The 11,446-nt window shown below is 71.2% G+C and carries 10 protein-coding genes and 1 pseudogene; 8 read left to right on the forward strand and 3 right to left on the reverse strand.

All coding sequences use genetic code 11. The annotated features are described in order from the left end of the window. Nucleotides 1–176 precede the first annotated feature (176 nt). Nucleotides 177–1,628, forward strand: coding sequence for an argininosuccinate synthase (gene argG / locus Q8791_RS09020; RefSeq protein ID WP_330091159.1), 1,452 nt, complete (start codon nucleotides 177–179; stop codon nucleotides 1,626–1,628). A gap of 142 nt (nucleotides 1,629–1,770) precedes the next feature. Here argG and Q8791_RS09025 read toward each other — a convergent pair whose 3' ends face one another. Next, nucleotides 1,771–3,033: an FAD-binding protein gene (locus tag Q8791_RS09025; protein ID WP_330091160.1), complete on the reverse strand. Its 1,263-nt coding sequence runs from the start codon at nucleotides 3,031–3,033 to the stop codon at nucleotides 1,771–1,773. A gap of 637 nt (nucleotides 3,034–3,670) precedes the next feature. Here Q8791_RS09025 and Q8791_RS09030 point away from each other — a divergent pair. Continuing rightward, on the forward strand, nucleotides 3,671–4,879 hold the full coding sequence (locus Q8791_RS09030; protein ID WP_330091161.1) for an rRNA adenine N-6-methyltransferase family protein: 1,209 nt from the start codon (nucleotides 3,671–3,673) through the stop codon (nucleotides 4,877–4,879). Between the two features lie 97 nt (nucleotides 4,880–4,976). On the opposite strand, the gene Q8791_RS09035 is transcribed toward Q8791_RS09030, so the two are convergent. Together Q8791_RS09035 and Q8791_RS09040 are read right to left on the reverse strand one after the other, a co-directional pair. Further along, nucleotides 4,977–5,162, reverse strand: coding sequence for a DUF397 domain-containing protein (locus tag Q8791_RS09035; RefSeq protein WP_330091162.1), 186 nt, complete (start codon nucleotides 5,160–5,162; stop codon nucleotides 4,977–4,979). Beyond that, nucleotides 5,140–5,970, reverse strand: a complete 831-nt coding sequence (locus Q8791_RS09040) for a helix-turn-helix domain-containing protein (RefSeq protein ID WP_330091163.1) — start codon at nucleotides 5,968–5,970, stop codon at nucleotides 5,140–5,142. Before Q8791_RS09040 ends, Q8791_RS09035 begins: the two co-directional genes overlap by 23 nt. 288 nt (nucleotides 5,971–6,258) lie before the next feature. Here Q8791_RS09040 and Q8791_RS09045 point away from each other — a divergent pair, with 288 nt between their 5' ends. The 6 genes and pseudogenes from Q8791_RS09045 to Q8791_RS09070 all read left to right on the forward strand — a co-directional run bounded on the left by Q8791_RS09045 (nucleotide 6,259) and on the right by Q8791_RS09070 (nucleotide 10,986). Continuing rightward, the gene (locus Q8791_RS09045) at nucleotides 6,259–6,753 is read left to right on the forward strand and encodes an ATP-binding protein (RefSeq protein ID WP_330091164.1); all 495 of its coding nucleotides are present in this window, start codon (nucleotides 6,259–6,261) and stop codon (nucleotides 6,751–6,753) included. Continuing rightward, nucleotides 6,750–6,977 carry a hypothetical protein gene (locus Q8791_RS09050; protein WP_330091165.1) on the forward strand — a complete coding sequence of 76 codons (228 nt, stop codon included), beginning with the start codon at nucleotides 6,750–6,752 and terminating at the stop codon, nucleotides 6,975–6,977. The genes Q8791_RS09045 and Q8791_RS09050 overlap by 4 nt, the downstream gene beginning before the upstream one ends. Nucleotides 6,978–7,192: 215 nt before the next feature. Beyond that, nucleotides 7,193–7,375 (forward strand): annotated as a pseudogene (locus Q8791_RS09055) (BldC family transcriptional regulator); the annotation flags it as partial. A gap of 275 nt (nucleotides 7,376–7,650) precedes the next feature. Then, on the forward strand, nucleotides 7,651–7,932 hold the full coding sequence (locus tag Q8791_RS09060) for a hypothetical protein (protein ID WP_330091166.1): 282 nt from the start codon (nucleotides 7,651–7,653) through the stop codon (nucleotides 7,930–7,932). Between the two features lie 561 nt (nucleotides 7,933–8,493). Further along, nucleotides 8,494–9,321 carry an alpha/beta hydrolase family protein gene (locus tag Q8791_RS09065; RefSeq protein WP_330091167.1) on the forward strand — a complete coding sequence of 276 codons (828 nt, stop codon included), beginning with the start codon at nucleotides 8,494–8,496 and terminating at the stop codon, nucleotides 9,319–9,321. A 735-nt stretch (nucleotides 9,322–10,056) separates the two neighbouring features. Further along, nucleotides 10,057–10,986, forward strand: coding sequence for a universal stress protein (locus Q8791_RS09070; RefSeq protein WP_330091168.1), 930 nt, complete (start codon nucleotides 10,057–10,059; stop codon nucleotides 10,984–10,986). The last annotated feature ends 460 nt before the right edge of the window (nucleotides 10,987–11,446 follow it).

Here is an 11,446-nt window from a genome sequence, read left to right on the forward strand (position 1 = left end):
CACTCCCGTGCCCCGCCTCCGGTGCCCGGCGTCCGGTGCCCCGCGTCTGCGGGGTGCCGGAGCGCGGCCTCCGGGTGGCCGCGACCGGTCCCCCCCCGGCATGAGAACGACCACATCGGCGGTGTCGACGCCGCCCCGTTTTGCATGTTCATTCATTTTTCTGCATACTTATTTTCATGTCCAAGGTACTCACTTCCCTTCCTGTCGGCGAACGTGTCGGAATCGCCTTCTCCGGAGGCCTCGACACCTCCGTGGCCGTCGCGTGGATGCGCGAGAAGGGCGCCGTCCCGTGCACCTACACGGCCGACATCGGCCAGTACGACGAGCCCGACATCGCCTCGGTGCCCGGTCGCGCCAACGCCTACGGCGCTGAGGTCGCCCGGCTGGTCGACGGTCGCGCCGCGCTGGTCGAGGAAGGGCTCGCCGCCCTGGCCTGCGGCGCGTTCCACATCCGCTCCGGCGGACGCACCTACTTCAACACCACCCCGCTCGGCCGGGCCGTCACGGGCACCCTGCTGGTCCGCGCCATGCTCGACGACGGCGTGCAGATCTGGGGCGACGGCTCCACCTACAAGGGCAACGACATCGAGCGGTTCTACCGCTACGGCCTGCTCGCCAACCCCTCCCTGCGCATCTACAAGCCGTGGCTCGACGCCGACTTCGTCAACGAGCTCGGCGGCCGCAAGGAGATGTCCGAGTGGCTGGCCGAGCGCGACCTGCCCTACCGGGACAGCACGGAGAAGGCCTACTCCACCGACGCCAACATCTGGGGCGCCACCCACGAGGCCAAGTCCCTCGAACACCTCGACACCGGCATCGAGATCGTCGACCCCATCATGGGCGTCCGGTTCTGGGACCCCGAGGTGGAGATCGCGCCCGAGGACGTCACGATCGGCTTCGAGCAGGGCCGGCCGGTGACCATCAACGGCCACAGGTTCGCCACCGCCGTGGAGCTGGTGCTGGAGGCCAACGCCATCGGCGGCAGGCACGGCCTGGGCATGTCGGACCAGATCGAGAACCGGGTCATCGAGGCCAAGAGCCGCGGCATCTACGAGGCGCCGGGCATGGCCCTCCTGCACGCGGCCTACGAGCGGCTGGTCAACGCCATCCACAACGAGGACACCCTCGCCAGCTACCACAACGACGGTCGGCGCCTCGGCCGTCTGATGTACGAGGGCCGCTGGCTGGAGCCGCAGGCGCTCATGGTGCGCGAGTCGCTTCAGCGCTGGGTGGGCACCGCCGTCACCGGCGAGGTGACCCTGCGGCTGCGCCGCGGTGAGGACTACTCGATCCTGGACACGACCGGGCCGGCGTTCAGCTACCACCCGGACAAGCTGTCCATGGAGCGCACGGAGGACTCCGCGTTCGGCCCCGGCGACCGGATCGGCCAGCTCACCATGCGCAACCTCGACATCGCCGACTCCCGCGCGAAGCTGGAGGACTACGCCCGGATCGGCATGGTCGGCAGCGCGGACGCGCACCCGACGTCGATCGGCGCGGCCCAGGCCGCGGCGACAGGTCTGATCGGCGCGATGCCCGAGGGCGGCGCCGAGGCGATCGCCTCCCGCGGCCAGGCCGCCGACGACGACTGGCTCGACCACGTCGCCATGGAGTCCGGCACCGACTAGGCACGGCTGCGCCCGTCCGCACGGCCCTCAGTGGCGGTGCGGACGGGCGGCGGCGGTGCGACCGGGGCCCCGGACTCCCGGGGCCCCGGTCGCACAGGTCGGCCCCGTGACGCCCGCGTCGGCGTCGCGGGGCCGACCGCTGTCAGCCGCGGGGGAACAGCGCGTCGGTGAAGGCGTTGCGGAACGTGCCGAGGGGGTCCATGCTCCGCGCCAGCCGACCGAAGTCGTCCGCGCGCTCGTACCCCGCGACGACGTCCCGGGCCGGCAGCGTGGTGAGCTTGCCCCAGTGCGGCCTGGCGCCCAGCGGCAACAGGAGCTCCTCCACCTCGGCGAGGACGGACACCACCGCCTCCGCGTCGTTGACCCAGGTGAAGTGGAACGTCACGGAGTCTCGGCCGTGGGCGGGGCTCAGCCACAGGTCGTCCCCGCGCACCGTGCGCACCTCCGAGACGTGCAGGAGCGGGGCCACCCTGTGCCCGATGCCCCGCAAGGCGGCGATGGCCCTCGCCGCCTCCCCGCGCGGCAGGTACAGCTCCGACTGGAGCTCGTCGCCCGCGCTCGGCGTCACGTCGGGCCGGAAGTGGGGCAGCCGCTCGTGCCACGGCCCGGGGACCCCCAGCTGCCCGGTGCAGGACCCCGCCGGCATGCCGGGGACGGGGTGCACCGGTTCCTCCGCGGGCCGTCCCCCCTCCCACGGGCGCTCGGGCAGGTCGGTCCGGTGTTTGAGCCACACGTCGGCTGTGCTCCGGTTCCAGTCGGTGAACGCGCTCACGCTGTAGGCGGCGCCGAACACCGCGTCGAACCTCTCGGCCACCGCGTCCAGGGGCACGTCGAGGTGGACCCGCTGGGCGACCTCGTAGGCGGGTTCGACGTCCAGGGTGAGCCGGGTGACGACGCCGAGCGCGCCCAGGGCGACCACCGCGCCGGGAAACGTGTCGGGGTCGGTGTCGCGGCCCAGCCGCACGAGGTCGCCCTCCGGGCCGACCAGCTCCACGCCCCGGACCGCGGCGGCGAGGCAGCGCTGACCGTCACCGGAGCCGTGGGTGCCGGTGGCGCACGATCCGGCGACGGAGATGTGCGGCAGGGAGGCCATGTTCGCGAGGGCGAGTCCCTCGCGGTGCAGGGCGGCGGAGAGGTCGGCGTAGCTCGTGCCGGCGGCCACCGTGGCGGTTCCCGCCCGGGCGTCGACGTCGACGGTCGACGGCAGGCCGTCGAGGCGGACCAGTGCGTGGTCGGAGTCGGCCACCCTGCTGAAGGAGTGGCCGCTGCCGAGAGCCCGGATCCGGGGACTGTCCCGGACCAGTCGGCGCAGTTCGTCGAGGGTCGAGGGCCGGTGCACCGCCGTGTGGGCGAAGGCGACGTTCCCGGCCCAGTTCCTGAGGGGCGGGGGTGGTGCGGTGGACATGGGGGGCCTCCTTGACCGCCGGGGGGACGCCCGTGCATCTTCTCCCGGGGCCGGCGCCACGGGCGCGACCGGGGTCCCGCCGGGGGGCGGGTGGGGCAACTGGAGGCGTGGAAGGTGTCCTCGCCTGCAAGCGCCAGGGCGTTCGCCCGCGCCGACGTGCGCCTGTACCAGTGGTTGGTCGAGATGAGGCCGGAGGAGGAGTGGTGGAAGGCCGTGCTGGTGGCGGCGGAGCCGTGGGCGGAGCACCTGGGAGCACAGGAGGAGGCCCGAGCCCCGGGACCGGGACTTGTGCCCTTGACCGGTCCTGGCACGTGGGGTGGTTGTTCGTGGACTCTCCGGTCATCGCGTCCGGGGCGACCGGGTGACCCGCTCCTCCATGTCCCAGGGTGAGGGGTCGTTTGCGCGGGGTGGCCACTTCCAGCCAGAACCACTCACAGTAACCGGATGGTGGATTACTGTTCCGGTGGTAGGCAGGCCCTTCCCCTTTTTTGGAGGACACCGTGGGACGACACGACAACCCGGACAAACCCACCGACTCCGGCAGCGGAGGCTCCGGCGGCACTGACGGAAGCCGACCCAACGACCACGGCACCGAAGGGTTCCCCTCACCCTCCCAAGACGGGCAGAGGCCCACCTGATGGGCAACGCGACACCGGGGCTGGCACTCGCCCGACTCCTGGCCTCGCGCGGGGTGTTCACCGACACCATGTGGCACCGCGCAGTCCTCTCCGTCGACCGGATCGCGTTCGTTCCCGACACCCTGTACACCACCGACCCCGCCCACCCGGGGTGGGAGTGCCCAGTGCCCCGCACCGATCCGCGGTGGGCGCAGTGGGTGGCCGGGGACTACGCGCTCGTCACCCAGGTGGACGACGGCCACCCCAGCGGACCCCACGGCCGGGGCCGGGCGGCGACCTCCAGTCTCAGCCAACCCTCGCTCGTGGTCGCCATGCTCCAGGCGTTGGACGCCGCCGAGGGGCACCGGGTGCTGGAGATCGGCACGGGGACCGGCTACAACACCGCGCTGCTCTGTCACGCGCTCGGAGAGAAGGCGGTGGTGTCCGCCGAGATCGACCGCGCCTTGGCCGCCACCGCCGTCGCCAACCTCGACCGCGCCGGTTACCGGCCGACCGTGCTGGACGAGGACGGCGCCAGGCACCTGGAAACCGGTCTCGGCGCGGACCGCTTCCACCGGGTGATCTCCACCGTGGCGACCCGCGGGTCCATCCCCCACTCCTGGGTGCGGCAGACGTGGCCGGGCGGGGTGATCGTGACCCCGTTCGAGGTGGGGACCCGCCCCGGAGTGCTGGTGCGGCTGGAGGTCGGTGAGGACGAGACCGCGCACGGCAGGGTCGTGGGCGGGGCCCCGTTCATGGTGTTGCGCTCCCAGCGCCCCGACAGCCGCCGTCTCCGGGACCTGGTGGACGAGGACGACCCCGGCAGGCAGTCCGGGACCACGACGGTGAACCCCCGCCTGGTCGCCTACGAGCACCCCGGGTGGCAGCTGGTGTTGGGCCATCTGGTGCCCGACCTGCGGTACGCCGTCTACGAGGCGTCGGAGGACCGGCCCGAGTGCGCCGGGGAGGCGTCCGTGTACGTGGCCACCCCGGACGGGGCGTGGGCGCTGGGCGAGTACACACCTGCCGGCGGCCCCTACGTCACCGAACGGGCCGGGGGCCGGGACCTGTGGGCGGAGGTCGGTACGGCGTGGCAGGAGTGGGAGCGGGCGGGGCGGCCGGGCCGGGAGCAGTTGGGGGTGACCGTGGACGCGGAGCGCACCCACCTGTGGGCGGGTTCCCCGGCCGGGGTTCTACGGCCGCTGGGGGCGACTGCCACGGCGGGGTAAGCCCATGTCCGACCGCCGGGGCAGCCTGAACCCGCTGAACATAGAACAGGACCCCGCCAACATCCGTGGCGGGGTCCGATCTGTTCCAAGAGAGGGGCTACTTCATCGCCCTCAATGCCTGTGTCCACGCCTTCCGGCTGAACTCCACGTGCCCGCGCTCACGGTTCTGAGTGTCCCTCACAAGCACATACGCACCCTCGGACACCTCGACGCAGTTCTGAGATCCGTTGCTTCGCTTGGACTTGTGCCACGGACCCTGCTCAGGCTGACTGGGCCTTGCCATACCGCTCACTCCACTCCTTCAACAACGCCAACGAATCGCCCGGTGAGCGGGCGTTCGCCTGCAATCTACTGAACAGCACCCCGAACTGCCGCACCGTCACCGGGTCATCAGTTGACTGGCCACCGTAGATCGACTCCACGTAGACCAGGTCCGGAGCTCCTACTGACATCAGTACCGAGTATGGCCCGTCGAGACCGGGGTTGGGGTACTGGCCCCAGCCGTGCATCTGCAGCATGATTCTGCCCGACTCGGCCTTCTTGATGACCTCGTCGATCTGCTCCTTCATGGTCGAGGGCGGCCCCACGGGACGGTGAAGCACGATGTCATCGAGCACTACATGGTATTGCGGGCCATTTGCGCGTAGAACGACCTTGGAACGTTCGAGCCTGACCGCCACGCGCTCCTTGGTCCCCTCCTCACCCAACCATGGCGACCCGGAACTGAACACGGCACGCGCATAGGAGCTCACCTGAATCACTCCAGGGAACACGCTGTTGTGGTATTCGCGGATCACCTCCGCCGAGGCCTGGTGTTCGTGGAGTTGCCCCAGCCAATCCACACTGTCCGGTTCGTACAGATCACCATAGGTGCGGATGAGTCGACCCCCGGCGTCGAGGAATGCGTCGACCTCGGCGACCGAAGCCTCACTCAGGGCCCTCCGACCGTTCTCCACATGGGATATATGTCCGGTTGTGCACTTTATGTGCGAGGCCAGTGCACCTTGGGTCTTTCCAGCTCGTTTGCGCTGCCGCATTAGCGCCATGCCGAATCGCACATCTGGAACCTTGCGGCCATTGACGTCTTGCATGGGTCCATGAAAGCAGCGGTCCTGCGCTAAGTCTACTGAAATTTGCCAAAAGTTGCGTCGATCTATACAGGAGTGGCGGGGTTGCGTTCTGGCCTTTAAATTCTCGGGCGTTGGTGGAATCTTGTCGTTATCCGCAACACCACAGCACCCGGCCCCGGGCTCACCTGACTGGCATGTGGTCGAACCGGACACACCACCAGGTTAAGCCATAAAAACGCCCCGATGCCGTTCGCTGCGACACCGGGGCAAAAGGCCCCACCTGTCCCGAAAAGACACGAGGTGAAGCACATGAAGCCTACCGGCGCAGCCGCACCGAAGCCAGACGCAGACCCCGAACCCGACCCTGTCGGCGTTCCGTACCCGCACCGGATCGGGTTCTCCGAGCCCCATCGCCACGGCATCATCCTCGGCCACGAGCGCGACTACACCGCCCTGTCCAAGTGGTTGCGGGCCGTGACCCCCCGGCGGGCCGCGAAACCGGTCTCGCTGGTGGCCGAAGCTCTCACCTCGAACGCCCATCAGCACACTCTCAGCGGGGACCCCGGCGGGACGGTTCGGGTGGTCCTCGACGTCAAACCGTTCCTCATCACCATCGCGGTCACCGACTGCGGCCCCCGCCCGGACTCCGTGGTCCCCTACCCCCGGCTGGGGGACCCTCGCCTTGCGCCCCTCCCTGGCCTGCACCTGGTGGACCAGATCGCCGTGTACTGGGAGTGGGACTGGGCGAACCCCGGTGCGGGGTCGGGGCCGCTGACGATCCGCGCGAAGGTGGAGAACCCGTGAGCGGGTGGACACCAGCGCTGGACCGCGAGTATCAGCAGGTGGCCGCATCGCTGACCCACCACCACCCGTGCTGGTGGGTGATGTGGTCCTACTCCCTGCGCGTGTGGGTGGCGTTCTACCTCGGCCCGGCGCAGGTGGCCCCGCTCCGGTACGCGGACCCCGACCTGCTCGCCCGCCAGATGCGGCACGTGACCCGCACGGTCACGGTGGGCCGCTCCCCCTGAGAACCCCCTCCGGGTGGCATCGATCCGCCCGGAGGTTCCCCGCCCGGTGCATGCGCACCGGGCCGCGGGGCCGCCGCCAAAAGGGGGGCCGGCGGCCCCGCCCCACCTGCTCGGGTCCGGTCGTACTTCCCCGGACCGGACCCGACCCCACCCACCATCGACCACCCGCAACCGACGACACACGCTGACGGAGAACCATCGTGCCCACCGCACCCCTGCCCGACCTGGTCGAGAACGCCGGGGCCCTGCTCACCCCCGGAGAGGTCGCCCGCCTGTTCCGGGTGGACCCCAAGACCGTCACCCGCTGGGAGAAGGACGGCCGCCTGTCCTCGGTCAAGACCCTGGGCGGACACCGTCGTTACCCCACGGCACAGATCACCCACGCCCTGCACGCCGGAACGGGCAGCAGCGACATCGTTCGTGCCCTGGAGGAGGTCCACACCCTCGCCCTGGAGGTAGGTGCGATGGGCGACGCCGGACACGTCGCGACCCTCATCGAGACCCTGCGCGCCGGGAAGTCCTCGCCGCAGCCCTGACCCACCCGGACGGGCCGTGCACAGCGCCCCCCCCCCCCCCCCCGGGGCGACCGTGGTTCCCGCCGGATCCCCGCCCGGACGGGTTCGGCGCACCACGAAGGCCCGCACCGAGCCCGGCCCGTAGAAGGAGGAAACCGGTGACCACCCGGTCCAGGCCCCCGCATGCCAGCGACGGGACCCCGATCGTCCCCCGCTACACCGAGCACGCCGAACGCCTCGCGTCCCGCGTCATGCAGGAGCGGGAACGGTCCGCCGCGGACGCCGCCGCTGGCCTGGCCCGCCTGGAACAGATCGCCGCCCAGCAGCAGTTCGACGCCGCGAAGGCCCGCCTGGAAGCCGCCCGCAGACGGGTCGAGGCCCAGGACAACGCCTACCTGGGGGTGGCGGTCCGCCAATGGTGCCGCCGCGTGGCCACGTGAACCGGGCCCGTGCGTCGAGGGGGTGGCGCACGGGCCCCAGGCCCCATCCCCGCGTGCGCGGGGGGCAGACGGTCGCGCTCACCACCGTCACCACTGATGGAGGTCCCGCCGTGCGGTGCGCACGTGGACAGATTCGGCACGCCCGGCCCCGGCTGCCACGCGGGCGGCTGTGTGATCCGTTGCGGTGGGAGTGCTGCTGATCGGGTGCGCCGGGGCCGGGGCTGCGGGGCGGACCGGGACCACCCCTCCGGCCAGTCGCTCTGTGGGCTTCGCGCGGGCGGACACCGGGGACCACGGGGTGAGGGGTGGCGCGGACTGGCGCCGCGCGGAGCGCGGAGGTCCGGGAGCGACCGCCCCGACCGGTTGCCGCACACGCGAAGCGTGGGCAGGCTTCCCCTTGATCACCGTTGCGGGGCTCGCGGAACCCGGTGGCCGTCATGGCAGCGGCGCAGACGGCCAGGGGTCGGGGCCCGGAGGTCTGCCCGCAGCAGAAAGGGCGTCCGCGCCCGGTAGAGCTCCCCTACGGTTGGCGGCATAACCCCGAAAGCCGTAGGAGTGTGTATGGATGCGATCACCGGTACAGCCGCAGGTGTGCCGTTCACAGCCCTCCCGCCGTCCGGGACGGGCAACGACCGCGCGCCGTTGATCGTGACCTGGCACATGCTGGACGCGCCCCGCACGGACGCGGCCTTCGCAGCGGCACTGCCCATGGCCGGTGTTCCCTCCTGGCGGGTCCACCTGGGTATGCCGCTGTGTGGTACGCGCATGGTCGAGGGCCGTCTCGACAGACACCTCGAACTCGCTCGCGAAGACATTCTGTTGGCGTATTTCGGTCCGGTTGTCCACCAGGCCGTGGAGGAGTTCCCGGCCGCGCTGGCCGAGCTGCGCCGTCAGCTACCGATCGACGACCAGCCGATCGGCATCCTCGGTGCATCGCTCGGCGGGGCGGTGGCTCTGCAAGTGCTCACAGCCCCGCCGACACCGATCGGGGCGGTCGCGCTCGTCAATCCAGCTGTGCGGGTGAGCGCGGGCGTCGAACTCCTCGCGGCCGGGCTCGGCCAGCCCTACGGTTGGACCGCCGAATCCCGCAGGGCGGCCGACGATCTGGATTTCGTCGGCCGCGCCGGAGAGCTGAGCGGAGAGCCCCCGCTACTGCTGGTCAGTGGCGAGCACGACCACCCGGCATTGCGCGAAGATGCGTTTTCCCTGGTCAAGGCCCTTCGCGGGCGGTACGCGCGTCCGGATGAGATCGAGCTGACGACTGTGCCGGGCCTGGCCCACCCGCTGGCCGACGAGCCTGGGTTGGAACCGGCTCCCCAGTTGCCCGCGACGGTGGCGGTCGATGAGGTTCTCACCCAGTGGTTCGTCCGGCGGTTCGCGACGCGGTGAGCAGCGGCGGGTCAGCGTTCTCAGGGCCGGTGGCGCCCCCTGTCCTGAGGCGCGTTGATGCCGCGCAAACGGAAGCCTGCCCGTGCGAAGCGCGGGCAGGCTCTTGACCTGTCAGGGAAGAGTGTCACCGATATGCGCCGGTGCCGCACCGGTCCACGGTGCGCCCGTGGCGCGAAGCTGCTCCGGCTCTACGCGGCGCCCCCGAACGGATCCTGCCCACCCCGCCCGTTCATCCTGGGGAACCCTCTACTGAAGAACGGCCAGGAAGGTCCGAAGCTCCCGGTGGTCGACGACGGCTCCGGGGCGGGCCCGGGTCCATCCCCGCGTGCGCGGGGAGCACATCCGCCAGTGACTTAGGTCACAAGATACGGGGGGCCCATCCCCGCGTGCGCGGGGAGCACAGTGAATGAACTGCGAACTTACCAGCGCTGAGCGGTCGATTTTCCAACTTCTCAGGAAACAGACACTGGGAACAAAGCAGACATCCACGGCTCTGGGCCACCAGCCGGCAGGACTTCCTTCGTCCACACCAACCTGCCCCATGGGGGTCCATGCGGGGAACCGGTGACGGACAACAACCCTGTGCGGTGTCGATCGCCCCGGGACCGAAGGACCCGGGACGGAGGTCCCCGGGTGTGACGAATTTCCCGCCACGCCCCGCGACTGTTGGTTCGGTACGTCGCGGGTACGGCAGTCTCGACGGGGGATCCGACATCCCCGGACGAAGGAGGATTCATGGCCGACGAGCAGGTACCTTCCCCCAAGGTCGCGGTGGGCGTCGACGGATCGGCGACCGCGCGGTCCGCGCTGGAGTGGGCGGCGACGGAGGCGGCGCGACGGGGCGTCCCCCTGTACGCCGTGCACGCCCTGTCCATGCCGATGGTGATGTCCGTCTACGCGGGACCGACCCGTTTCCCCGCGCCGGAGGAGGTCGCCGAGCAGGGGCGGCGCATCCTGGACGAGGCCGCCGAGCACGCGCGCTCCATCCGGCCCGGGCTGGAGGTCCAGACGGTCCTGGCCCTGGAGGAGCCTCACATCGCCCTCCTGCGCCGGACCGACCCCGAAGACCTGGTGGTCGTGGGCACACGCGGTCTCGGCCCGGTCCGCTCGGCCCTCGCCGGGTCGGCGGGCGTACGCCTGGCCTCCCGCGCGACCTGCCCCGTGGCCGTCGTCCCGGCCCCGGAGGGCGAGACCCCGCCGCTGCGCGACTCCCAGCGAATCGTGGTGGGCGTGGACGGCTCGGACGACTCCCGGCGCGCGCTGGGCTTCGCCCTGCACGAGGCCGTGCGCAACGGCGCCGAGTCGGTCGTGGTGGTGAACAGCTGGGAGGTTCCGATGCCGTTCGCCGCCGAGTCGCTGGCCGCGGCCGGATGGACCCCGCCCGACGACCTGCTGGACCGGCGGTCGGAGGAGCTCGTGTCGGGCGTGCTGGCCGAGGTCATGGACGAGAGCACGGAGAAGCTGGACATCACCGTCGTGCGCACCGAGAGCAACCCGGTGGACGCCCTGGTCGAGGCGGGCGCCGAGGCGGACCTGATCGTGGTGGGCTCGCGCGGCCGGGGCAGCGTGCGGGGCCTCATCCTCGGATCGGTGAGCCAGGGCGTGCTGCACAGCGCCACGGTGCCGGTCGTGGTGCTCCCCAAGGGCGCGGACGCGACGGAGTGATTCCACGGGTCCGGTCCGCAGCCCTCCGGCGGCGGACCGGACAGCGACCGAGGTGCGGCCCTGCCCGAGGTGCGTCACCGCGCCCCGGACGGGGCCGCCCCCGTTCACCGCGCGCCCCCTGTCCGGCGCGTCCCGCCCCTCTCCCCGGCCTGCCGCTCCCGGTTCCGCACCGCCCCGGCCCCCTCCGCGCCCTCGTGAGCAGCCGATGGTGGCGCGGCCCACCGTGCCCGCCCGTTGCCACGGAAGCGCCGTGTCCTAGAATGTTCGCCGTGTCTGATACAGCCCGCTTCCTGCGCATGGTCCTCATCTCCATGTCGCTGACGAGCACCGATGACGGCCTCTGTCGCCGCCGGTGCCGCGAAGGCGTGCGCTGACCCGAGGCTCCGGGGTTCCCTCCCCGCCTCCCGCGGGCGCCCGTGCCCGGCACCGGTCCCCGTCCTCCGGACGCAGTCGTCCCTGT

Source organism: Nocardiopsis codii (genome assembly GCF_036327455.1).
Lineage (GTDB): Bacteria > Actinomycetota > Actinomycetes > Streptosporangiales > Streptosporangiaceae > Nocardiopsis > Nocardiopsis codii.

Excerpts from the sequence above, each read along its gene's own strand:
- Q8791_RS09035 (WP_330091162.1), bottom strand. The coding sequence starts at position 5,162 with ATGGCAAGGCCCAGTCAGCCTGAGCAGGGTCCGTGGCACAAGTCCAAG.
- Q8791_RS09065 (WP_330091167.1), top strand. The coding sequence starts at position 8,494 with ATGGATGCGATCACCGGTACAGCCGCAGGTGTGCCGTTCACAGCCCTC.
- Q8791_RS09030 (WP_330091161.1), top strand. The coding sequence starts at position 3,671 with ATGGGCAACGCGACACCGGGGCTGGCACTCGCCCGACTCCTGGCCTCG.
- Q8791_RS09070 (WP_330091168.1), top strand. The coding sequence starts at position 10,057 with ATGGCCGACGAGCAGGTACCTTCCCCCAAGGTCGCGGTGGGCGTCGAC.
- argG (WP_330091159.1), top strand. The coding sequence starts at position 177 with ATGTCCAAGGTACTCACTTCCCTTCCTGTCGGCGAACGTGTCGGAATC.
- Q8791_RS09045 (WP_330091164.1), top strand. The coding sequence starts at position 6,259 with ATGAAGCCTACCGGCGCAGCCGCACCGAAGCCAGACGCAGACCCCGAA.
- Q8791_RS09040 (WP_330091163.1), bottom strand. The coding sequence starts at position 5,970 with ATGCAAGACGTCAATGGCCGCAAGGTTCCAGATGTGCGATTCGGCATG.
- Q8791_RS09025 (WP_330091160.1), bottom strand. The coding sequence starts at position 3,033 with ATGTCCACCGCACCACCCCCGCCCCTCAGGAACTGGGCCGGGAACGTC.